22 protein-coding genes are annotated in these 22,495 nt (G+C 73.6%); 11 read left to right on the top strand and 11 right to left on the bottom strand.

Annotated features, from left to right (window positions below; translation table 11 throughout):
- Positions 1 to 265 precede the first annotated feature (265 nt).
- Positions 266 to 1,126: a DUF308 domain-containing protein gene (locus AB0B97_RS24605; protein ID WP_234586926.1), complete on the top strand. Its 861-nt coding sequence runs from the start codon at positions 266 to 268 to the stop codon at positions 1,124 to 1,126.
- Positions 1,127 to 1,294: 168 nt separating this feature from the next.
- Positions 1,295 to 2,776 (top strand): trehalose-6-phosphate synthase, encoded by a 1,482-nt coding sequence (locus AB0B97_RS24600; protein WP_234587022.1) that lies wholly within the window; start codon positions 1,295 to 1,297, stop codon positions 2,774 to 2,776.
- A gap of 13 nt (positions 2,777 to 2,789) precedes the next feature.
- Here AB0B97_RS24600 and AB0B97_RS24595 read toward each other — a convergent pair whose 3' ends face one another.
- The 6 genes from AB0B97_RS24595 to AB0B97_RS24570 form a co-directional block, all read right to left on the bottom strand.
- Positions 2,790 to 3,584, bottom strand: a complete 795-nt coding sequence (locus AB0B97_RS24595) for an alpha/beta fold hydrolase (RefSeq protein ID WP_357496812.1) — start codon at positions 3,582 to 3,584, stop codon at positions 2,790 to 2,792.
- A gap of 70 nt (positions 3,585 to 3,654) precedes the next feature.
- On the bottom strand, positions 3,655 to 5,061 hold the full coding sequence (locus AB0B97_RS24590) for an NAD(P)-binding domain-containing protein (RefSeq protein ID WP_234586930.1): 1,407 nt from the start codon (positions 5,059 to 5,061) through the stop codon (positions 3,655 to 3,657).
- Between the two features lie 113 nt (positions 5,062 to 5,174).
- The gene (locus tag AB0B97_RS24585; RefSeq protein WP_234586932.1) at positions 5,175 to 5,879 is read right to left on the bottom strand and encodes an endonuclease/exonuclease/phosphatase family protein; all 705 of its coding nucleotides are present in this window, start codon (positions 5,877 to 5,879) and stop codon (positions 5,175 to 5,177) included.
- An 11-nt stretch (positions 5,880 to 5,890) separates the two neighbouring features.
- Positions 5,891 to 6,838 carry an ROK family glucokinase gene (locus AB0B97_RS24580; protein WP_234586935.1) on the bottom strand — a complete coding sequence of 316 codons (948 nt, stop codon included), beginning with the start codon at positions 6,836 to 6,838 and terminating at the stop codon, positions 5,891 to 5,893.
- 76 nt (positions 6,839 to 6,914) lie between these two features.
- A complete protein-coding gene (locus AB0B97_RS24575) occupies positions 6,915 to 7,607 on the bottom strand; it encodes a hypothetical protein (protein ID WP_357496732.1) in 693 nt (230 codons plus the stop codon).
- Between the two features lie 31 nt (positions 7,608 to 7,638).
- Positions 7,639 to 8,094: an SRPBCC family protein gene (locus AB0B97_RS24570; protein WP_357496730.1), complete on the bottom strand. Its 456-nt coding sequence runs from the start codon at positions 8,092 to 8,094 to the stop codon at positions 7,639 to 7,641.
- A gap of 122 nt (positions 8,095 to 8,216) precedes the next feature.
- On the opposite strand from AB0B97_RS24570, the gene AB0B97_RS24565 reads away from it, so the two are divergent.
- From AB0B97_RS24565 to AB0B97_RS24535, 7 genes are all read left to right on the top strand, one after another.
- On the top strand, positions 8,217 to 10,031 hold the full coding sequence (locus AB0B97_RS24565) for a long-chain fatty acid--CoA ligase (protein ID WP_357496728.1): 1,815 nt from the start codon (positions 8,217 to 8,219) through the stop codon (positions 10,029 to 10,031).
- 14 nt (positions 10,032 to 10,045) lie between these two features.
- On the top strand, positions 10,046 to 11,737 hold the full coding sequence (locus AB0B97_RS24560) for a GAF domain-containing sensor histidine kinase (RefSeq protein WP_357496726.1): 1,692 nt from the start codon (positions 10,046 to 10,048) through the stop codon (positions 11,735 to 11,737).
- Between the two features lie 7 nt (positions 11,738 to 11,744).
- Positions 11,745 to 12,413 carry a response regulator transcription factor gene (locus AB0B97_RS24555; RefSeq protein ID WP_200209675.1) on the top strand — a complete coding sequence of 223 codons (669 nt, stop codon included), beginning with the start codon at positions 11,745 to 11,747 and terminating at the stop codon, positions 12,411 to 12,413.
- Positions 12,414 to 12,602: 189 nt separating this feature from the next.
- Positions 12,603 to 13,412, top strand: coding sequence for an SAM-dependent methyltransferase (locus AB0B97_RS24550; RefSeq protein ID WP_357496724.1), 810 nt, complete (start codon positions 12,603 to 12,605; stop codon positions 13,410 to 13,412).
- A gap of 79 nt (positions 13,413 to 13,491) precedes the next feature.
- Positions 13,492 to 15,150: an EAL domain-containing protein gene (locus AB0B97_RS24545; protein ID WP_234587024.1), complete on the top strand. Its 1,659-nt coding sequence runs from the start codon at positions 13,492 to 13,494 to the stop codon at positions 15,148 to 15,150.
- A 53-nt stretch (positions 15,151 to 15,203) separates the two neighbouring features.
- A complete protein-coding gene (locus AB0B97_RS24540; protein ID WP_357496722.1) occupies positions 15,204 to 15,788 on the top strand; it encodes a TetR/AcrR family transcriptional regulator in 585 nt (194 codons plus the stop codon).
- A gap of 13 nt (positions 15,789 to 15,801) precedes the next feature.
- Positions 15,802 to 16,470, top strand: a complete 669-nt coding sequence (locus tag AB0B97_RS24535; RefSeq protein WP_357496720.1) for a lysophospholipid acyltransferase family protein — start codon at positions 15,802 to 15,804, stop codon at positions 16,468 to 16,470.
- 13 nt (positions 16,471 to 16,483) lie between these two features.
- On the opposite strand, the gene AB0B97_RS24530 is transcribed toward AB0B97_RS24535, so the two are convergent.
- The 3 genes from AB0B97_RS24530 to AB0B97_RS24520 all read right to left on the bottom strand — a co-directional run bounded on the left by AB0B97_RS24530 (position 16,484) and on the right by AB0B97_RS24520 (position 19,299).
- Complete coding sequence (locus tag AB0B97_RS24530) at positions 16,484 to 17,608, bottom strand: glycosyltransferase family 4 protein (protein ID WP_357496718.1); 1,125 nt, start codon at positions 17,606 to 17,608, stop codon at positions 16,484 to 16,486.
- Positions 17,605 to 18,864 (bottom strand): M48 family metallopeptidase, encoded by a 1,260-nt coding sequence (locus AB0B97_RS24525; RefSeq protein WP_357496716.1) that lies wholly within the window; start codon positions 18,862 to 18,864, stop codon positions 17,605 to 17,607. The genes AB0B97_RS24530 and AB0B97_RS24525 overlap by 4 nt, the downstream gene beginning before the upstream one ends.
- Positions 18,865 to 19,065: 201 nt before the next feature.
- Positions 19,066 to 19,299 (bottom strand): hypothetical protein, encoded by a 234-nt coding sequence (locus tag AB0B97_RS24520; protein WP_234586958.1) that lies wholly within the window; start codon positions 19,297 to 19,299, stop codon positions 19,066 to 19,068.
- A gap of 386 nt (positions 19,300 to 19,685) precedes the next feature.
- On the opposite strand from AB0B97_RS24520, the gene AB0B97_RS24515 reads away from it, so the two are divergent.
- A complete protein-coding gene (locus tag AB0B97_RS24515) occupies positions 19,686 to 20,078 on the top strand; it encodes a hypothetical protein (RefSeq protein WP_234586961.1) in 393 nt (130 codons plus the stop codon).
- A gap of 23 nt (positions 20,079 to 20,101) precedes the next feature.
- Positions 20,102 to 20,434, top strand: a complete 333-nt coding sequence (locus tag AB0B97_RS24510) for a hypothetical protein (protein WP_357496715.1) — start codon at positions 20,102 to 20,104, stop codon at positions 20,432 to 20,434.
- Positions 20,435 to 20,483: 49 nt separating this feature from the next.
- On the opposite strand, the gene AB0B97_RS24505 is transcribed toward AB0B97_RS24510, so the two are convergent.
- Together AB0B97_RS24505 and AB0B97_RS24500 are read right to left on the bottom strand one after the other, a co-directional pair.
- Positions 20,484 to 20,897, bottom strand: a complete 414-nt coding sequence (locus AB0B97_RS24505) for a hypothetical protein (protein ID WP_234586966.1) — start codon at positions 20,895 to 20,897, stop codon at positions 20,484 to 20,486.
- A gap of 124 nt (positions 20,898 to 21,021) precedes the next feature.
- The gene (locus AB0B97_RS24500) at positions 21,022 to 22,452 is read right to left on the bottom strand and encodes an NYN domain-containing protein (protein WP_357496714.1); all 1,431 of its coding nucleotides are present in this window, start codon (positions 22,450 to 22,452) and stop codon (positions 21,022 to 21,024) included.
- Between the last annotated feature and the right edge of the window lie 43 nt (positions 22,453 to 22,495).

The following is a 22,495-nucleotide window of genomic DNA, read 5'->3' as shown; positions in this document are numbered from 1 at the left end:
CGTCTCTCATTTTTTCGATCGTCGGCACGGTGTGGGCGGGTCGAAACACCCGGTCGCCGACGATCACCGAGATCGCACGTGTCGCGCAAGAACGGACAAAGAGCCACCGCCGCGACCTGCGGCAGTGCCCCTGACTTTCCAAGACGCGACACAACGCACTCCCGGAACCGGCCTCCGACGTGTCACGATTCAGAGCACGGCGTGCGGACGGACGCCGAGGGGGCAGGGGCGGCCGCGCCGAGGGCGCGTTGAGGAGGATTGCCGGGTGTCAGCGGGTGGTGCCCGCCGGGGACGGCGGGACAACGGGCTCGACGCGAGCGAGTACGCCGTCGTCGGCGACGTCGATCCGCGCGTCGGCGAGCACCTGCTCGACGTCCTGGCGGCCGGTGGGATCGCCGCTTACCTGCAACCCTCCGCCGACCTCAACCCCGTCACCCGCACCACGACGGTTCCGGCCCGCCCGGTCGACCGGCTCTACGTCGACCGCTCGCACCTGACCACGGCCCGCGACTACCTCACCCAGCTCGCCGACGAGAGCACCCCGGAGCAGCCGCCGGCCCGCGACGAACCGGACATCGACGCCGAGTGGGCCCGGATCGTGGCCGGCTTCCACACCACCTCGACCGCCGACGAGCGCCCCTGGCCGGCAGCGGAGGACGTGGACGAGCGCGACGACCGGGAAACCCGGGACGAGTCGACGGCCGGTCCGCTCGCCCGCTCCGGCGTCGACGAGGCCGGGCCGACAGCCACCGACGTCCGCCGGCTGCCGTCGGCCACCGACTTCTCCGGGATCTCGGTCGGCCGGGGCACCCGCGGTGACGAGCCCTCGCTGCTGGACGGTCTGGACACCTTCGGCGCCGATCTGCCCGACGACGACGAGGACGAGGGTTACCACCCGCCGCCACCCCCGCCACTGCCCCGGATCTCCAAGTACGCGGTGGTCGGCGCGCTCGCGGTGGTCGTCGGGTTCGTGCTCTTCCTCTTCCCGTCGCTGCTCCCGGTGGACCGCTCGGCGGTCACCCTGTTCGGGTTCACCGGCATCCTGGCCGGCTTCGTCACGCTGATCTGGCGGCTGCGCCCCGGCGACGAGGACGACGACGACCCGGACAACGGCGCCGTCGTCTGACCTGCGCGCCGTCTACCGCATGGCGGGACGACGACGCCCCCCGCCCGGGGCGTAACAATGGTGTAACTTACTGTCAGTAGGAATACCGCTGTACGTCACTTCCCCCGCTGACTGACCGGTTTTCCCTTCCTCGTGGCGGTCAGTCCTCTGCTGATCGGAATGCCCGAGATGCGACAGAGTTCCCTCGTGGTGGTGGCCAACCGCCTCCCCATCGACGACAGCCAGGCGCCCGACGGCGCCTGCGAGTGGCGCCGCAGTCCCGGTGGGCTGGTCAGCGCGCTGCACCCCCTGCTCCGGCACACCCCGGCGACCTGGGTCGGCTGGGCCGGGGGCACCGGGGCCGCGCCCGCCCTGCCGGACGTGGACGGCGTCCACATGCACACCGTCGCCCTCAGCCACGAAGATCTGCGCGACCACTACGAGGGCTTCTCCAACGCCACCCTCTGGCCGCTCTACCACGACGCCGTCGAGCAACCCGAGCACCACCGCCGCTGGTGGGAGGCGTACCAGCGGGTCAACCAGCGCTTCGCCGAGGCGACCGCCGAGGTGGCCGAGCCGGGCGGCGTGGTCTGGGTGCAGGATTACCACCTCCAGCTGGTTCCCGGGCAGCTGCGCGCGCTGCGCCCCGACCTGCGCATCGGCTTCTTCCTGCACGTGCCGTTCCCGCCGCCGGAGCTGTTCATGCAGTTGCCCCGTCGGGCCGAACTGCTGCGCGGCATGCTCGGCGCCGACCTGGTCGGCTTCCAGCGCGCCCAGGCGGCGCACAACTTCGCCCAACTGGTCACCCGGGTGCTGGAGCTGCCCGCCACCGACCGCCGGATCGGCATCGACGACCGGGTCGTGCGCATCGGCGCCTTCCCCGTCTCCATCGACACGGCCGAGATGGCCGCCCTCGCCGCCCGCCCCGACGTCGCCGCGCGGGCCCGCCGCCTCCGCCAGGACCTCGGCGATCCCCGCCAGGTCATCCTCAGCGTCGACCGGATGGACTACACCAAGGGCATCGAGCAGCGCCTCAAGGCGTACAGCGAGCTGCTCGCCAGCGGCGACGTCAAGGTCCGCGACACGGTGCTGGTGCAGGTCGCCATGCCGAGCCGGGAACGCGTCGGGCAGTACCAGATCCTGCGCGAACGCATCGAGCGCGAGGTGGGCCGGATCAACGGCGAGTTCGGCCGCGTCGGTGAGCCCGCCATCCACTACCTCACCCAGCCCTTCGACCGGGCCGAGCTGGCCGCGCTCTACCGGGTCGCCGACGTGATGGCGGTGACCCCGCTGCGCGACGGGATGAACCTGGTCGCCAAGGAGTACGTCGCCGCCCGGGTGGACGACACGGGCGCGCTGCTGCTCAGCGAGTTCGCCGGCACGGCCGCCGAACTGTCGCAGGCGTACCTGGTGAACCCGCACGACCTGGAAGGGCTCAAGCAGGCGCTGCGCACGGCGCTGCGGGCCAGTCCCGCCGACGTCACCGAACGGATGCGGGCCATGCGCGCCCACCTGCACCAGCACGACATCCGGGCCTGGGCGCGCTCCTACCTGAGCGCGCTGGACGAGCGCGGCGCCCTGGTCGGCCGCCTCACCAGCGGCGACGGCGCCCCCCTCGTGCCGCGCCCGGCGACCCGGGCCACCTCCGCCGCGCAGCACACCGGCGGCTGACCGGCGCGACCACTCAGCGGGCGGCGGGCTCCTTCTCCAGCCAGTCCAGGATCGCGTCGATCGGCTCGGCCCAGCGCGCGTCGAGCATCAGGTCGTGCCCCATGCCGGGAAAGAGCAACGGCGCCGAACCGTACCGGCGGGCGATCCGCGTCAACGTCGACGCCGGCACCACCCGGTCGTCCGGGCTGCCCAGCACCAGGACCGGCGGCGAACCCACCGCCGGCTCGGCCTCCGGCTCGCCCAGCAGCGCCCACTGCGCCCGCCGGCCCGCCCGACCCAGCCGCGCCACGTACCGCCGGGCCTCCTCGTCGGCCAACTCGCGGCTGAACAACTGCGTGCGGCTGAGCCGCAACGGCCCGCCGAACACCGCCGGCAACGTCCCGGCCGGGTTGCGGCGCACCGCCGCGGAGAGCACCCCCCAGCCGCCGAAGACCGGCGCCACCAGCACCGCACCGCGCGCCGGGTAACGCGCCAACGCGTGCGCCACCACGAGCGCCCCGGCGCCGTGCCCCACCAGCACCGCCTGGCGCGGCAGGCTCGCGGCCACCTGGACCACATCGTGGGCGTACGCGCGCAGCGTCGCCTCCGGCGCCGGCTCGCTGGCGCCGTGCCCCCGCAGGCTCAGCGCGTACGCCGGAAAGCCCCGCGACGCGGCGTGACCCAGCCAGTGCTCGGCGAACGCCCACGCGCCGTGCCCGAAGCCGGGAACGAAGAGCAGCGGAGGCCGCCCCTGCTCCACCTCGGGAACGGCGCTGAGCACCTCGCGTCGCGCCGGCCGGACCGGCCGGGACCACTCTCGACCCCGCATGATCCGCAGCTCGGTCACTGATCCTGCCTTCCGTTCGCGACTGCGGGGCTCGCAAGCTCACTCCTCGCGCTCACTTGGCCTCCAGGTCGTGCAGGGCGCGCTGGACGGCGCGCAGGTAGTCGGCGTGCCCGACCTCGAACCAGTGCCGGCTGCTGTCCTTGACCTGCCCCGAGTAACGCTCCCCGGCCCGGTCGCGCACCCGCTGCGCGAACGCCGCGGCCCGCTCGGGCCGGTCCCGGCGGGCCTGCAACAGCCGGGCGAAGAGCACCGTCTGCCAGTGCGCCAGGGTGAACATCCCGGAGTCCGGTTGCACGAGGCCGGCGACCGCCAGCGTCGGGTGCCCCGGCGTGAAGGCGTTGAGCCAGAGCGTGGGCCGGCCCGTGCCGGCGCTGTCGCCGAACACCGACGCGTCGAGGAACTCGAACCGGGGCAGGTAGCCGGTGGCGAAGATGACCAGGTCCGGGTCGATCTCGCGGCCGTCGGCCAGCTCCACGGCGTACGAGCGGAAACGGGCCAGGTCCGGCACCGGGGCGATCCCGCCGTGGCCCACGTAGTAGACGAGCTGGCTGTTGGCGATCGGGTGCGTCTCGTACACCCGGTGGTCGGGCTTGGGCAGGCCGAAGCGCGTCAGGTCGCCGACGGTCAGGCGCAGCGTCCAGTGGTAGAGCCACTGGCGGACCCGCAGCGGCACGCGCAGCGCCAGCAGGGCGTCGTTGACCTGGTCGGCGGGCCGCCCGAGGACGTACTTCGGGGCGTACCAGTAGCCGCGCCGGGTGGAGTGCCAGCACCGCGACGCCTGCTGGGCGGCCTCGACGGCGATGTCGCAGCCGGTGTTGCCGGCGCCGACCACCAGCACCCGCTTGCCGCGCAGCTGCGCCGGGTCCTTGTAGGACGACGCGTGCATGATCTCGCCGCGGAACTCTTCGAGGCCCTCGTAGCGGGGCAGTTTCGGCGACCAGTTGTGCCCGTTGGCGATGACCACGGCGGCGTACCGGGAGGTGCGCTCCGGGCCGTACCCGCCGGTGGAGCGGGTGGTCACGTCCCAGCGGTCCCCCTCGGCGGGCTCCACCCGGACCACCTCGGTGCCGAACCAGACGTGCGAGCGCAGGTCGAAGTGGTCGGCGTACCGCTCGAAGTACGCCAGGAGCTGGCTGTGGTGCGGGTAGTCCGGCCACGAGTCCGGCATCGGGAAGTCGGGGAACTGGGTGAACGGCTTCGACGACAGCAGGTGGGTGCTCGCGTACACCGGGCTGCGGTCGTGTCGCCAGTTCCAGGCGCCGCCGACGCCGGTCTCCCGTTCGTAGCAGTCCACCCCGAACCCGTGCTCGCGCAGGTTCTTGATGGCCGTCAGGCCGCTGGCCCCGGCCCCGATGACGCAGACCGTGTCGCCCCGGTCGGAGAGCGGACGGCCGTCGGGGCTCTGCGCGGACTGGGTCGCATCCGGGTCGGGCCGGCCGTGGTCGGTGGAGGTGGACACCGGGACATCTCCTTTTGTGCGGCACGGGTGCCGGTCGCCGCGAAATCCTCTCCACATCGGAGCCGGATGTCCAGCCCCGGAGCGGACCGATCGACGGATACCGGACGGGGGGGTCAGCCGGCGGTGGGTAGCAGCAGGTCGACGAGGACCGGGAAGTGGTCGCTGGCCCGGCGGGTCTGCGGGGTGTCCACCACGTCGTAGTCGACAACGCTGATCCGGGGATCGACGAAGAGCGCGTCGATGCGGCGGCGCGGGTCGGCGCACGAGTAGGTGAGCCGCTCCGCGCGGTCGGCGGCGATCGCCGCGTCGGTCAGGCCACGCGCCACGGTGGCCCACGCCGGCCCGTCCGGGCCCTCGTTCAGGTCGGCTCCGGCCACCACCGGGCTGCTCGCCGCGTCCAGCCCTCGCCGGAACTCGGCGGCCTGCGCGGGCCGCTCGGTCGGGTCGGTGGACAGGTGCGACCCGGCGAGGGTGAACCGGGCGTCGCCGACCCGGCAGTCGGCGTACGCGGCGCCGCGCAGGTGTCGGCCCGGGGTCAGCGGGAAGCGCTGGCAACGGGTGTCGCGCACCTGCACCCGCAGGCTGGTCAGCAGCAGGTTGCCCAGGGCGGGCAGGCCCCCGGCGGCCACCACCAGGCCGAACGACTCGGCCAGGGTGGCGGACTTCTGCCGCCACCGGAACCGGCGCGGCCCCTCCTGCACGATCACGACGTCCGGCCTCGCGGCCCGGACCACCGCCGCGAGCGCGGCCGTGTCGTCGCGCTGGCTGTGGATGTTGTACGACACCACGCGCAGCGGTACGCCGGCAGCCTCACCCATCGCCGGCCCCCTCAGATCCGGCGGGCCAGGTCGGCCGCGCCGATCACCCCGGCGCTGTTGCCCAGCTGGGCGGGGAGCACCTCGGCCACCGGCAGGCGGCCCCGCTGGGCGAGCGCGTCGAGGTACGAGCGGCGCGTCGGGCCGAGCAGCAGGTCACCGGCGTCGATCACGCCGCCGCCGACGACAAGGGTCTGCGGGTCGAGGATCTGTGCCATGTCGGCGAGGCTGGTGCCCAGCCACCGGCCGATCTGCGCGAACGCCTCGGCGGAGACCGGGTCGCCGCCCTGCGCGGCGGCGGTCACCATGTGGCCGGTGATCGCCTCGGCCTCGCCGCCGGCCAGGTCCAGCAGGGCCGCGGCCCGCTGGGGTTCCTGTCGCGCGCCCGCGCGGGCGAAGCGGACCAGGGCGCTGCCGCTGGCGTACTGCTCGATGCAGCCCAGCCGCCCGCAGCCGCACTGGTGCCCGTCCGGCACGGCCAGCATGTGGCCCAGCTCCGCGGCGACGCCGTGCGCGCCGCGCATCAGCTCGCCGCCGAGCACGATGCCGCCGCCGACGCCGGTGCCGATCGTGAACATGATCATGGAGTCGTCGGCGTCCCGGGCCGCGCCGTAGCGGAACTCGGCCCAGGCGGCCACGTTGGCGTCGTTCTCCACGATCACCGGCAGGCCGACGGCGGTGCTGACGTACTCGCGCAGCGGCTCGTCCCGCCAGGCGAGGTTCGGGGCGAAGAGCACTGTCGAGCGGGTGGCGTCGATCCAGCCGGCCGCGCCGATACCGACGGCCTCGATCGTCCGCCCGGCAGCCAGCTCGCCGACCAGCTCGATGATGACGTCGCGGGTCTTGCCGACGTCATCGGCGGGAGTGTCCCGTCGGCTCTGCACGAGAACCGTGCCGGTGTCGTCCACGACACCGCCGGCCACCTTCGTGCCACCGACGTCGACTCCGATGGTCAGCGTCACCGCTGCCGCTCCCCTCTGCTGTGCTGTCCGGTCCGCGCGCCGATGACGCGCCGGTCCGGATCGCGATGTCCCGCGCTCAGGCGCCGCCGCCCGGCGCGTCCGCGCCGGTGTCGTCGGACGCCCGCGACGCGGGCACCGCGGGTCGGCTGGTCGGCGCCGGTGCGGCCACCGACCCGGCGTCGTCGACGGGTGCTGCGGCGGCCGGGGCGAGTGGGTCCGCCGTCCGGGTGGCGACCGACCAGACATCCCGCTCCGGCGCCGGCTGAGAATCATGCCCGCTGCGGGTGGCATCGCGCCACACGTGCTCGTCGTCGGTGTCGGCGGACCGGTCGGCCGGGGCGGAGGGCGGGGCCTCGTCGCCGCTGCTCGCGGCGGGCGTCTGCCGCGACGGGGCGGACGGCTGCGGTGCGGTCGTCGGGGACGGCTCCGGCGGTGCGAACGCCCGGAGCAGGCTGGCCACGCCGGCCGCGAGGTCTCCGGCGCCGGTGGCAAGGCGTTCGGCGAATTCCGGACTCGGATCACGTAACGCGGCGATGCCGCGACAGACCGGGCAGACGCAGCATTCGGCCGAACCGGTGGCGAAACCCCCACCGCCCTGGGTGCCGCCGCCCGGAGCGGCACTGTGACCGAGGACACCGGCCAGCATCCCGCCCAGCGGGCCGAACGCGCCGCCCGCCGACCCGGCGGAGGCCAGTCGCGCCCCCGCGAGCACCGTGGCGACCAGACGCTCCGCCTCTTCCCGGGCCGAACCCGGATCCGTTCCGCCCACCCTCGGCTCCTCTACCCTGCCGCCGGACGCGTCACTGCGCCGCACCGAGTGCTTCTACCCGGCGCTTGAGCTGCTTCAACGCGGTGTCCATGATCATTTTCTCGGCCTTGCGCCGAAACATGCCGAGCATCCCCACCGACAGCTCGACCTCGAGCGTGTACGTCACGGTGGTGCTCCCGTCCGGGTTCGCCACCAGGTCGTACGAGCCGCGCTGGCTCTTCTGCATCTTCGAGGGGGCCAGCAGGTGCCATTCGATGTGGGACAGGTCCTCGGCGTACTCGTAGGCGAGCACGTACTCGTCGGCCATCACGCCGGCGTCGATCGCGAAGCGCACCTGGCTGGCGTAGCCGTCCTCGTACTCCTCGATCACCTCGGCGTGGCGCACCGCCTCGGTCCACTCCGGGTAGCTCGGGAAGTCGCAGATGACCGCCGCCACCAGGTCCGGTGACGCGCCGATGATGATCGACTGGGTGGAGGAGTCCGCCATGGGGGGAGGCTACCCGGCGGGTACCGCCCGTACGCCGCGCCGCCCCCGCCGGGTAGGTTTCGACAGAGCCGAAGACCGTGGATGGGCAGCGGCCCGGCCAGTGCGAGCACGAAGGAGTGCAGGTGCGCGAGTTCTCCGTTCCGCCGATCGTCACCGTTGGCGACGCGGCCAACCTCACCGATCCGGTCTGGGACAACGCCGAGGCCGCGCCGGACACCGTCCAGTTCGCCCGCGCCACGCGCTCGGCCGACGGCAGCGGCACGACCTGGGCCGAGGTGACCTGCCTGGCGTTCCGCGACGAGGTGGCGGCGGTGGCCCGGGGCCTGATCGCCGCCGGTGTCGCCCCGGGCGCCCGGGTCGCGCTGATGAGCCGCACCCGTTACGAGTGGACGCTGCTCGATTACGCCATCTGGACGGTCGGCGCGGTCACCGTGCCGATCTACGAGACCTCCAGCGCCGAGCAGGCCGCCTGGATCCTGGCCGACTCCGGCGCGGTCGCCGCAGTGGTGGAGACCGACGCGCACGCCGACCTGGTCGCCAGCGTCCGCGACCGCCTGCCCGAGCTGGTCCACCTCTGGCAGATCGACCGCGGCGGGGTCGACGAGCTGGTCACCGCCGGTGCCGCAGTCGAGCTGGCCGAGGTCGAGCGGCGCCGCAAGGCCGTCCGCGCCAACGACCTGGCCACGATCATCTACACCAGCGGCACCACCGGCCGCCCCAAGGGTTGCGTGCTCACCCACCGCAACATGTACGCCGACATCGCCAACGCGGTGCCGGTGCTGCCGAACCTGTTCAACGCCGGCGCGGCCACCCTGCTCTTCCTGCCGCTGGCGCACGCGTTCGCCCGGCTCATCCAGATCGGCGTGGTGCAGGCCCGGGCCACCCTGGCGCACTGCGCCGACACCAAGAACCTGGTCGGCGAGTTGCAGGAGTTCCGCCCCACCTTCGTGCTGTCGGTGCCACGGGTGTTCGAGAAGGTCTACAACGCGGCCAAGCAGAAGGCCGAGGCCGACGGCAAGGGCGGCGTCTTCGCCCGCGCCGAGCAGGTCGCCATCGCGTACAGCGAGGCTCTGGAGACCCCGCGCGGACCGGGCCTGGCGCTGCGCGCCCAGCACGCGGTCTTCGACCGGCTCGTCTACCGCAAGCTGCGCGCCGCGCTCGGCGGGCGGTGCCGCGACGCCATCTCCGGCGGCGCACCGCTGGGGGCCCGGCTCGGTCACTTCTTCCGCGGCGTCGGCGTGACGATCCTGGAGGGGTACGGGCTGACCGAGACCTCGCCCGCCGCCGCAGCGAACCTGCCCACCGGCACCCGGATCGGCACCGTCGGCCGACCGCTGCCCGGCGTGACCATCCGGATCGAGGACGACGGCGAGATCCTGATCTCCGGCGACCTGATCTTCCAGGGCTACTGGCACAACGAGGCGGCGACCGCCGAAGCGCTCAGCGCCGACGGCTGGTTCCGCACCGGCGACCTGGGCCAACTCGACGCCGACGGCTACCTGAGCATCACCGGCCGCAAGAAGGAGCTGATCGTGACCGCGGGCGGCAAGAACGTCGCCCCCGCCGTGCTGGAGGACCAGGTCCGCGCCCACCCGTTGATCAGCCAGTGCGTCGTGGTCGGCGATGCGAAGCCGTTCATCGCCGCGCTGGTCACCCTCGACGAGGAGGCGTTGCCGACGTTCCTCGCGAGCGCCGGCCTGCCCCCGGACACTCCGGTCGAGAAGCTGCGCGAGCACGAGGGCCTGCGCGCCGAGGTCCAGTCCGCGATCGACACCGCGAACCAGTCCGTGTCGAAGGCCGAGGCGATCAAGGTCTTCCGGATCCTGCCCCGCGACTTCACCGAGGCGACGGGTGAGCTGACCCCGTCGCTCAAGGTCAAACGACAGGTCGTCCACAAGACGTACGCGGCGGAGATCGCCGACATCTACCGAGGCTGACTACCATCCGTCACGTGCCCGCATCCGCATCCGCCACACCGCATCCGCATCCCCTCGCCGCGGCCGCCCGCCTGGTGATGCTGGCGCTGGTCGCGATCCTGACCCTGTTCGCCACCCGCGACGTCACCCAGCTGTGGTGGATCGCGCTGCTGGCGGTCGCCGGGGCGCCCTCCCTGCTCGCCCCGCAGCACCGGCTGATCGGGCCGCTGAGCCGGGTGGCCGAGGTGGTGGTGCTGGGGCTGGCCGCGAGCCAGGTCGCCGCTGTCGCGTCGATCGGGGGGACCGTCGACGGGCTCGGCGCCTCCGCGGTGCTGCCCTACCTGGCGGTGCCGGTGACCGTCACCGCCCTGCGCCGCCGCTTCCGCGAGGGCGCGGCGCTGCTCGCGGTGACCGCCGGCACGCTGCTGGTCAGCGGCGCGTTGACCCAGGTCGACGGCGGGCGTCAGCTCGGCCAGGTGGGCTATCTCGCGGTCTGCGCGCAGTGGCTGATCCTCGCCGCGCTGGGGCTCTACGCCGCCGGCACCCTGCACCGGGTGATGGCCGTGCGCGCCGACGGCAAGCCCCAGCCGTACGCCGAGGCGACCCGCCTGCTGACCCAGCTGCGGACTGTGGCCCGGCAACTGCCGGGGGCGACCCTGGACCCGGGCGGCATCTCCGAGCACCTGCTGGAGGAGCTGCGCACGGTGGCCCGGGCGGACCGGGGCGCGGTGCTGTCGGCCAGCGGTGGGGGCCGGCTCGTGGTGCTCGCGCAGGCCGGGGTGGACCGGGTGGACTGGGAGACGACCCTGGACGCGGACTCGGCGATCGCCGACGCCTGGGCCAGTCAGCAGGCCACGACGGCCGCCCGCTCACAGTCGCGCTCCCACCGGGGCGGGGACGTGTCGGCGCTGATCGTCCCGCTGGTCGCCGGGGTGCGCACGGTGGGGCTGGTGGTGCTGGAGGCGGACGTCGCGCAGGCGTACCCGCCGCCGGTGGTGTCCCGGGTGACCGCACTGACCCGGCCGGCCGCGCTGCGGCTGGAGGCGGCGCTGCTGTTCGACGAGGTCCGCTCGCTGGCCACCAACGAGGAGCGCCAACGGCTGGCCCGCGAGATCCACGACGGGGTGGCGCAGGAGCTGGTGATGGTCGGCTACGGCATCGACAACGCCCTGGCCACCGTCTTCGACGACGCGGACGAGACCGCCGAGGCGCTGCGTACGCTGCGCGGCGAGGTGACCCGGGTGATCACCGAGCTGCGGCTGAGCCTCTTCGAGCTGCGCAGCGAGGTGGACCGCCAGGGCGGCCTGGCCGCGGCGATCGCCGAGTACGCCCGGACCGTTGGCGCCTCGGGTGGGCTGCGGGTGCACCTGTCGCTGGACGAGTCCACCGCGCGCCTGCCGGCGGCCACCGAGGCCGAGTTGCTGCGCATCGCCCAGGAGGCGGTGACCAACGCCCGCAAGCACGCCGGGGCCTCGAATCTCTGGGTCACGTGTGAGGTGGACCCCCCGTACGCTCAAATTGAAGTGTCGGATGACGGTCAGGGGATGGCTGACCAGCGCCCCGACGGACGGTACGGTCTTGCGATCATGGCCGAGAGGGCGGAACGTATCCGGGGCCGGTTGGAGATCAGGCCGCGGCAACCCAGCGGCACGACCGTGGCGGTGGTTCTCGGTTCCTCGTCCCGGCGCGACAACGTGCGCGACAGCGCAGCACCAGAAGGGGAGTAACCCGAGGATGACCACAAGTCCGACACCGGCCACCCGCACCAAGGTTCTCCTTGTCGACGATCACGACCTGATTCGCAAGGGCCTGCGGCACGCCTTCGAGCGCGACCGCCAGTTCGAGGTCGTCGGCGAGGCCGCGACCGCGGCTGAGGGGGTACGCCAGGCCGGCGCCCTGCAGCCGGACGTGGTGATCATGGATCTGCGGCTGCCCGACGGCAGCGGCCTGGAGGCCACCCGCGCGCTGCGCAAGTCCAGCTCGTCGATGGGCATCGTGGTGCTGACCATGTACGCGGGCGACGACCAGCTCTTCGGTGCCCTGGAGGCCGGCGCGAGCGCCTTCGTGCCGAAGACCGCCCCGGCCGACGAGGTGGTGGCCGCCGCGCGGCACGCCGCGTCCTCGCCCAGCGCGTTCACCGCCGCCGACCTGGCCGAGGCGATGAAGCGTCGGCTCGCCCCGTCCGGCCCGCAGCTGTCGCCCCGCGAGGGGCAGGTGCTGCGGCTGCTCGCTGACGGGATGAGCGTGGCGGGCATCGCGAAGCAGCTGTTCGTGAGCGAGTCCACCGCCAAGACGCACATCTCGAAGCTCTACGAGAAGCTCGGCGCCGCCAACCGGGCACAGGCGCTGATGACCGCGCTGCGGCTCGGCCTGCTGGAAGCACCGGACGCCCCGAAGTTCTGACCGGCGCCCGCTCGTCGAGCGGGACACCGCGATCGCAGGTCCGTGCCGGCTCTCTGCCGGCGCGGACCTTCGCGTATCGACCGACGTCGGCGGGAATCTGGCGGCACGCTATGGTCTGGCGGGTACGTCGGGGGCAGAATACCCGCGCGGGCGACGACGCCCGCGTCGCGGACTCAAGGGGTTGAGCGCATGCAGCGGCCGGACTGGGCACCCGACACCATCGACATCGAGCGCCCGAGCGTCGCGCGGATGTACGACTACTACCTCGGCGGATCGCACAACTTCGCCGCCGACCGGGCCGCCGCGCAGGCGATGGTGGCCGCCGTCCCGGAGGCGCCGCTGATGGCGCAGGCCAACCGGGCGTTCCTGCGCCGAGCGGTCCACCATCTCGCCGAGGCCGGCGTCCGGCAGTTCCTCGACATCGGCTCGGGCATTCCCACCGTCGGCAACGTGCACGAGATCGCCCAGCGCATCGACCCGGAGTCGCGGGTGGTCTACGTGGACGTCGATCCGGTCGCGGTGGCGCACAGCCGGGAGATCCTGGCCGGCAACGACCGCGCGGTGGTCGTCCAGGAGGACCTGCGACACCCGGACCGGATCCTGGCGCACCCCGACGTCCGCAAGCTGCTCGACCTGAGCCAGCCGGTGGCCGTGATGGTCGTGGCCGTCCTGCACTTCGTCTCCGACGACGACCGGCCGGCGGAGCTGCTGGCGACGCTACGCGACGCGTTGGTGCCCGGCAGCTACCTGGTGCTGTCGCAGGCCAGCGACGACGGGCGCAGCGAGGACGAGCGCGCCGAGGCCGAGCGGGTCTACCGGCGTACCGACAGTCCGCTCTGGATTCGTAACCGGGCCGAGCTGACCGCGCTCTTCGACGGGTTCGAGCTGGTTGACCCGGGCGTCGTCTGGGTGCCGCAGTGGCGACCGGACACCCCGGAGAGCGCGGAGGACGCCGAGCGCGCGGTCTTCATGGGCGGCGTCGGACGACTCGGTGACTGAGTCGCCCGGGGAGGTTACCCGTCCGGGCACCTTCGCCCGCGCGTGGGCCAAGGCGGTCTCCGGGACGAGCTACCTGCCGATGACCCAGGCCCAGCTCGAAGCCCTCCTGCACCGGCTCACCGGGCAGCTGGCCGGCGCGCTGCTCGCCGAGCCGTTCGACCTGCGCGCCGGGCACCGGGTCGGCGCCGAGTTGGTCGCCGCGCACATCGCGTCCGCGGAGGGGCTGGGGCGTACGGTCGAGGTCATCCAGCTCCGGCTCGTGCGGGACCTGGGACTGGTGGCCGAGGACGTCGAGGACCGGATGGCGCGACTGCTGGCCGCCGTGGCGACCGGTTACGCCCGGGCGCTGCGCGACCGGACGCTCGACGAGCAGGAGTCGATCCGTCGGGCCGCCATGATGGCCCGGACGCAGGCCGAACGGGCGCTGCGGGCCAGCGAGGCCCGGTTCCGCCACCAGGCCACCCACGACCCGCTCACCGGCCTGCCCAACCGGACGCTGTTCACCGAACGACTCACCGCCGCGCTCAACGAGCCGGGCCGGGGCGCCCAGCGCATGGGGGTGTGCTTCCTCGACCTGGACCGCTTCAAGGTCGTCAACGACAGCCTGGGGCACCAGGTGGGCGACCGGCTGCTGACCACTGTGGCCGAGCGGCTGCGCGAGGCCCTCGGTGAGCACCTGGTGGCCCGCCTCGGCGGCGACGAGTTCGTCATCCTGGTGGAGGGGGCCAGCGGCACCGACGCCGTGGTGGAGGTGGCCGAGAGCGCCCTGGCCGCGGTCCGCACACCGGCGGTTGTCGACGGGCACGAACTCCAGGTCACGGCGAGCATCGGCATCGTCGAGCGGCAGGTGGCCGGGGCCACGCCCAGCGACCTGATGCGGGCCGCCGACAGCACGCTGCACTGGGCGAAGTCGGCCGGCGGGGCGCGCTGGGCGCTCTACGACGCCGAGCGCAACCGCCGCGAGCTGGCCCGCTACGCCCTCTCGGCGGCCATCCCGGCCGCGCTGGAGCGGGGCGAGTTCTACCTCGACTACCAACCCCTGACCTCGCTGCGCGACGGCCGGTTGCTCGGCGTGGAGGCGCTGGTCCGCTGGCGCCATCCGGAGCTGGGTGTCCTGCGGCCGGACAGCTTCATCGCGCTCGCCGAGGAGACCGGCCTGATCGTGCAGCTGGGCGGGTGGGTGCTGGCCGAGGCGTGCCGCGAGGCGGAGGCGTGGTCGTCCGACGGCGTCGAGGCGCCGTTCGTGAGCGTCAACCTGGCCGTACGGCAGGTGCACCGGCCCGGCCTGGTGCAGGAGGTCCGCACGCTGCTGCGCCAGACCGGTCTGCCGCCCGAGCGACTTCAGCTGGAGATCACCGAGAGCACGATGATGAGCAGCGCCAAGGAGCCGGTGCGCGCGTTGCGGGTGCTGGCCGATCTCGGCGTCCGCATCGCCATCGACGACTTCGGCACCGGCTACAGCAACCTGGCGTACCTGCGGGACCTGCCGGTCACCGAACTGAAGGTGGCCGGGGAGTTCGTGGCCGGTCTGCGCTCGCCGGCGGTGGGGCGTACCGACGAGCGGATCCTCGCCTCGCTGGTGTCGCTGGCGCACGCGCTGGACCTGACGGTGACCGCCGAGGGGGTGGAGACCGCCGGGCAGGCCGAGCGGCTGCGGGCGATCGGCTGCGACGCCGCCCAGGGCTGGCATTTCGGCCGGCCGGCCCCCGCCGACCGCATCCTGGCCCGCATCCGCTGAAACCCCCACACTGGCAGTAGACAGCGTCTACGCCCGCCTGGTAGACACTGTCTATGAACGAGGGGGAGGCGGGCCTGCGCGCCCGACTGGTGGCCACCGGGGTGGACCTCGTGCTGCGCGAGGGCCAGTCGGCGGTGTCACTGCGGGAAATCGCCCGTCGGGCGGGCGTCTCGCACGGCGCCCCGCGCCGCTACTTCCCCACCCACGTCGACCTGCTCTCCGCCATCGCCCGGGAGGGCTTCGCCGACCTCACCGCCCGCGTCGAGGAGACGCTGCGCGCGGCCGGCCCGGATCCGCGTACCCGCCTGGTCGCGCTGGCCCGGACGTACCTGGACTTCGCCGCGGCACACCACGGCATGTTCGAGCTGATGTTCCGCCACGACCTGCTGGCCAGCGGTCGTCTGCGGCTGCGCGAGACGAGCCTGCCGCTGTTCACCCTCCTGGTCGACCTGGTCGCCCAGGCACGCCAGCCGGCCGCCGCGCCCGCCCCGGTGCTGGCCGGCGCGCTCTGGGCCAACCTGCACGGCATCGCCCAGCTCTGGGCCTGGGGCAGCCTGCCGCTGGCCACCGGCGTCACCGACGACGACACCCTGCTGCGGGCCGCGCTCGACGCGCACCTCGGCCCCGCGCCGCACTGAACCGGGAGAAGACGTGCCCCTGCTGTACGACATCGGCAAACTGACCGTCGGCACCACCCTGCGGCTGGGCTGGCGGCCCCGCGTCCAAGGGCTGGAGCATGTGCCCCGCCAGGGAGGCGCCATCCTCGCCGGCAACCACCTGTCCGTCGCCGACGAGGTGTTCCTCGGCTGCCTGACGCCGCGCCATGTCACCTTCTGGGCCAAGGCCGAGTACTTCACCGGCCGAGGCCCGAGCGGTTGGCTCAGTCGGCAGATCGTCGCCGGCATGGGCGCCATCCGGGTCGAGCGCGCCGGCGGCCGGGCCGCCCTCACGGCCCTCGACGCGGCAGTGCCGGTGCTGCGCGCCGGTGGTCTCGTCGCCATCTACCCCGAGGGCACCAGGTCCCCGGACGGGCGGCTCTACCGGGGTCGGGTCGGCATGACCCGGCTCGCCCGCGACGCCGAGGTGCCGATCATCCCGGTCGGCGTGCTCGGCACCGCCGAGGTCCTGCCGGTCGACGCGCGGCTGCCCCGCCGACACCCGGTCACCCTGCGGTTCGGTCCGCCGATCCCGGTCGCCGGGCGCATCACCGGACCCCGCGACATCCGCACGATCACCGACGAGGTGATGGCCGCGATCCAACGGCTCACCGACCAGGAGTACGTGCCCCGCTACGCCCCGCCCCGGCCGACCCGCACCTGAACACCAGCGGCGGTCAGCCGGCGAGCAGAGCCGCCATCCGCTGTGCCTGCGCCTCCCAGCGCCACTCCCGCTCCACCCACGCCCGGCCGGCCGCGCCCAGTTGGCGGGCCAGATCCCGGTCTTCGAGCAGCCGGGCCACCCGGTCGGCGAGCTGGGCGACGTCGCGGCCGCGGACCACGTAGCCCGTCTCGGACTCACGGACCGCGTCCGGGGCGCCGCCGGAGTCCCCCGCCACCACCGGCAGACCCGTCGCGGACGCCTCCAGGTAGACGATGCCCAGCCCCTCGACGTCCAGGCCGCGGTTGCGGGTGCGGCAGGGCATCGCGTAGACGTCGCCGGCCGCGTAGTGCGCCGGCAGCTCGGCCGACGGCACCGAACCGGTGAACACCACGTCCCGCTCGACGCCCGTCTGCCGGGCCAGCTTCTCCAGGGTCGCCCGGTACGGACCGCCGCCGACGATCAGCAGCGCCGCGTCGGGCACCCGGCGGCGGATCTCCGGCAGCGCCCGGATCAGCATGTCCTGACCCTTGCGCGGCACCAGCCGGGACACGCACACCACCACCGGCCGGTCGGTCAGCCCCAACCGGGCCCGGACCGGCTCGCCGTCCACCGTCGGGTGGTAGGTGTCCACGTCCACCCCGGGCGCCAACCGGCGCAGGTCGGTCACCCCGTCCAGCACGCGGGCCAGCCGGACCCGGGTGTACTCGCCGAGGTAGGTGGTCACGTCGACACCCCGACCGATGCGCCGCAGCGCCGGCCGGGCAGCCGGGAGCGCCGCCCAACCGACCTCGTGGCCGTGGGTCTGCGCCACCACCCGGCGTACGCCCGCGCGGCGGCGCAGGCCGGCGGCGAGCAACCCCAGCGGGGCCGCCGCGCCGAACCACACCGTGTCGCAGTCGTACGTGCGGGCGAGGCGGGCCGCCCGGCGGGCGATCAGCGGGGTGGGCAGGAGCACCCGGGTGCGTTCGCGGATCACCTCGAACGGCTGGTCGGCGTCGAACTTCGCGGCGCCGCGCCAGCTCGACGCGTACACGACAACCGACCCGGCCGGCTGACGCACGGCGAGGTTGTGCACGAAGGACTGGATGCCACCCGGACGGGGCGGGAAGTCGTTGGTGATCAGCAGCGTGCGGCTCACAGGCCGGCCTCCCGGGCGTACGCGCGGGCGGCGGCCATCCGCTCCACGGTGGACGGATGCGAGGCCGAGTAGAGGTATTCCCAACGCGGCGGATCGGGGTCGCCGAGGTTGACCGAGCCGAGGCGGCGCTGCATCGACTCGAAGGCCACCGGGTCGCCGGTGAGCGCGAGCGCGTGCGCGTCGGCGCGCGCCTCCACCCGCCGGGACATCAGCGCCTGCACCGGTGTGGCGACCAGGCCGGCCACCGTGACCAGGGCGATCAGCAGCGGAAACGCGCGTGGATCGGCCACCGAGTCGACACCTGCCAACCGCAGCAGCAGCCCCCACGAGCCGAGCAGGTACAGCGCGACCACTGCGGCGGCCGCGCCCAGCGCCCCGGTCAGCGTGCCCACCGTCACGTCGGAGTCCTTCGCGTGCCCCAACTCGTGCGCCACCACGGCGGTCACCTCGGCCGGCGTGCCCTCGCTCAGCAGCGTGTCGTAGACGACCACCCGGCGGGTCGGCCCGAGGCCGGAGACGTACGCGTTGACCGCCCTGGTGCGCCGCGAGGCGTCGGCGACCAGCACGTCGCGCACCGGCACCCCGTCGCGGGCGGCCATGCTCATCAGCTCGGTGCGCAGCGGACCCTGCTCCATGGGGGTGAACTTGTTGAACACCGGCTCCACCAGCACGGGCAGCACGAACGAGAGCAGCACCACCAGCAGGGCCGCGCCCGCCGCGCCGAACGCCCACCACCAGCGCGGCGCGAACCTGATGACCGCGTAGAAGCCGAACAGCGCCACCGCGCCGATCACGGCGCTGACCGCGTACGACTTGAGCAGGTCGACGGTCCAGCCGCTCCACCCGTTGGTGCTCAGCCCGTAGCGGGTCAGCACGCTCTGCCGCCAGGCGGAGAACGGGAGGGTGAGCAGGTCGGCGACCAGCACCACGGCGAGACCGCCGAGCACCGCCTGCGCGATCCAGTGCCCGCCGAACGGCCGGCCCACCAGCTCGACCAGGCGGCTGCCCAGCGGGGTGAGACCGAGCGCGACGGCGATCAGCAGCCCGACGGCCAGCGCGGCGTAGCTGCCGGGGCGCAGCGCGGAATGGAATTCGCGCGCCTTGGCCACCTGCTCCGCCGGGAGGTCACGCAGCGCGGCGAGCTGGTCGGCGCGGGGCGCCGGTGGCCGGTGCCAGGGTATGAACAGCGCGGCGGTCACCAGCAGGGCCACCGTCAACCCGGCCAGCGTCAGCAGCGCCCAGCCGCGCGGGGTCACCGGGGCATCCCCTGCCGTGCGGCGCCGGCGCGCGTGGCACCGACGGGCCCGCCGCGCTCGCGTCGTACCCCGCTCATCCCGCCGCTCCTCCCGCCGTGACCGCCCATCCTATGGCCCGCGAAAAGCCCGCTTCGCCCGCGGTGTCGCGCTCCGTCGGGGGCCGGCGCGGGTGGTCGTGCGGGAACTCAGTCGTGCGGGAAGTCAGGCCACCCGGCGGACCCGGCGCCCGGGGGCACCCGGCCGTGGGGCGGCGTCGGGCCGCGCGGGCGCGGCCAGCACCTCGACGTCGAAGCCGGCCCGGGCGAGCACCTCGATCGCCTCGACCTCGGCGGCGACCAGCCCGGCCGCCGGGGACGTCTCGTCGAACAGGGCGGTCAGCGGGCAGCCGGAACAGCCGTCGGCCCGTTTCGCGCACCCGTCGCAGTCGATGAGCATCACGCCTCCTGATCGCTCGCGATGCGCGGTCGACGCCCTGTCGTCGTCGCCCGAGCACCGTCGGTCACATCGACGCTATCCACCGGGTACGACAGAACCGCCCGCACCGCCCCGTTGAGGGCTAGATCGACTCCAGATCAGCGAAATCGGGGTATCCCGACCGGCCGGACACCCCGACATCGCCGACCCCGTGTCGATCCGGCGCGCACGCTTGTCGATCGCGTCGGTTCCAATCGCCGGTCAACTGCCGGTCAAGCGCCTGTCCCCCGCCAGAGGCCGCTGCGATCGTTGCGGTACGGCCGATCCACCGCCCGACGAGGTCCACCGGCGCACCTGCCGGGCCGAGTGGAACCGGCCGTCCCCACGTTGACCCACCGGAGGACTTCATGCGTGGACCATCCTCGATCACACGATCCCGACTCTCGGCCGGCGCGCTCCTCGCGGCCATCGCGACGGCCGCGGGCGGGCTCGTCGCCACGCCCGCGCAGGCCACCTCGGCGCTCGGCTGCAACTATCCCCGCGTCTGCTTCTGGGTGACCGGGAACCCGTACGACGGCGCCCCGCCGACCGCGTCGTTCCAGGACAACTACTACCAGACCCTCGGGTCCCGCAGCCGGGGCGCGGACTGGGTCTACAACAGCCGCAACGACGACGGCGCGAAGATCTTCTACTCCAACGGCGACTGGGTCTGCGTCTCCCCGGGCGAGCTGGCCTACCTCGAGCCGTACGGCTACGCGGTAGCCCTCGACATCATGGACTCCCCGTACTGCTCCTACTGACCCGATCGCCGGAGGTTGACGACATGTCTCCACGACGTCTCCTGGCCGCCTGCGCCGTCACGGTTACCGCGGCGGTCGGCCTGGTCGCCACACCCGCGTTCGCCGGCGGCTACTTCCAGACGCAGACGGACCTGAACCTGCGCTACTGCCAGTGGCTCAACAACTCACAGTGCTCGGTGATCCTCACGATCCCGAAAGGCCAGTCGGTCTACCTGAACTGCTGGGCGCCCGGCTCGTCGGTCAACGGCGACACCGTCTGGTACAACGCGTTCTACGGCAACGCGAGCGGCATGCTCGCCGGTGACTACGTGAACACGGGGCACGACCCGAACCCCGCCGTCTCCCGCTGCGTCTGACCCGCGATCCGGCCGCTGGCGCCGACGCACCAGCGGCCGGATCCGGACGTCACGGGTAGTACACCCGAGGGCTGGTGAAGATGCCGTGCAACGTTCCGCTGCAGGTGTAGACCTCGACCACCGCCACGGCGGAGCCCTTGAAGTTGTTCATCACGTTGACGTTGCGGCTGATCGGCCCGAACCGGCCGGTCCGGCTCAGGTCGTAGTAGATCCAGGAGCTGTTGCCGTTGTTCGTGGTCCGCAGCTGCAGGTACGCCGTGCACCGGGACTGGTCAGGTATGGCGTTCATGTAGAAGTCGCCCACCACGGTCTGGTTGGAGCCCTGGTACGAGATGCACGAGCTGATCGGGTAGGCGCCGGTGCAGCCGCCACCCGAGGCCGCCTGGGCCGGTCCCGGAGCGACGAGGAGCGCCGCCAGTGTGACAACCGTGCCGAGGATGGTGCCCAGCAGTCTTTTTCTCATGTCGTACGCCTGCCTTTGTCCGGTGCCCGGCGGTGCCGGGCGGATGCGGACACCGTCGCCGACCGAACCTGCAGGAACCTCGCCGTATTCTTGCCCGCCCCGACTCCTCGGCCCGCTCGCGCGGTCAGGACCGGGCGAGGCGCCGCAGCAGCGAGTCGGCGCCCAGCGGGTACGCGCCGTGCCGGCGTACGCCGTCGGCGACCTCGCGGTCGGACGAGATGACGACGACCGGGCGGCCCGCCGGCTCGGCGCGGACCAGGCGGCGGATCAGCTCGTCGGCGGTCTCGCCCTTGCGGGAGAAGAGCACCCGCACGCCGCGGGGCGCGGGCGGCAGCCCGTGCATCCGTTCGGCGCCGTCGAACACGACGGTGACCTCGTCGCCGGTCTGCGCGGCGATCCCGCCCAGACCGGTGATGAGGCGCTTGCGCTGCTGCTCCAGCGACATCTCGCCGAAGCCACGCTTGGTGACGTTGTAGCCGTCCACCACGAGGTGCGCCCGGGGCAGGGCGAGCAACTGGTCCAGCCGGGCCGGGTCGTCGGTGTCGCGGGCACGGGCGGCCGGGCCGGCCGGGGCGGCGCCCGGGTGCTCGGCGAACGCGTCGGCGACGAAGTCGGCGGGGAGCTTGTCCACCGGGTCGAGCGCCAGCTCCCGGCGCAGCCCGACGGCGGCCTGACCGATGGTCTCCAGCAGCAGCCAGAGGCGGGCGTCGTCGACCGAACGCGCCTCCTTGGCGCTGGCCCGGGCCACCCCGGCGGCGGCCTCCGCCTCGGCGAGCCGGGCGCGGGCGCGGCGCAGTTCGGCGTCCACGTCGGCGCTGGCGCGCGCGGCCCGGCCGCGTTCGGTGGCCAGGAGTTCGCTGGCCTTGCGCTCACGGGTCTGCGTCTCGCGCAGGGTACGGGCCAGCTGCCGGGACTCCTCGCGGAGCTGGCCCAGCTCCTCGCGGACCCGCGCCAGCTCGTCGCGGAGCTTGTCGGCCTCGACCCGGGCCACCGCCCGGTCGTGCTCCGCGCGGGTGGCCCGCTGCTCGGCCTCGCGGACCAGCTCGGCGACGACGGCGCTGTCCGCCTCGGCGCGGACCGCCGCGCCGCTGGAGTCGATCAGCTCGCGCCAGCCACGGGGCCGGGCCAGGTACGCCAGCGCGGCCACCTCGACCGGATCGGCGGCGGCCGGCGCGGTGCCCTCGACCACTGCCGCGCCGAGGTCACCGGCGTCGGCCAGCACCCGCGCGGTGACCCGCTGCCGGAACAGGGGGTCGGCGGTGAGCTGGGCGGCGATGGCCGGGGCGCCGAGTCGGGCCCGGCGGTTGGGGGCGAACTTGGCCACCCGGCGCAGCGGCACCGGCACCTCGTCGGCGGGCAGGGTGGGCAGCACTGCGGCGGTCAGCGCCACGATCCGCTGCCGGACCGGCTCGGGCAGTGTCGGCTCGGGCTCGACGGCCGGGTCGCCACCCGAATCGGCAGGAGTGTCACCGCTGTCCGGGTCGCCCACGGCACCGTCGCCCGCGACCGGATCCTCCTGCGGGAGGTGGTCATCGTACGGCTCGGTGAGGGGCATGTGGCAAGTCTCCCACCGCGACCGGGCCCACCGCCCGTTGGTG

This window comes from Micromonospora sp. NPDC049004 (genome assembly GCF_040649315.1).
Taxonomy (GTDB): Bacteria; Actinomycetota; Actinomycetes; order Mycobacteriales; family Micromonosporaceae; genus Micromonospora.
This window is presented reverse-complemented; position numbering and strand designations above follow the sequence as displayed.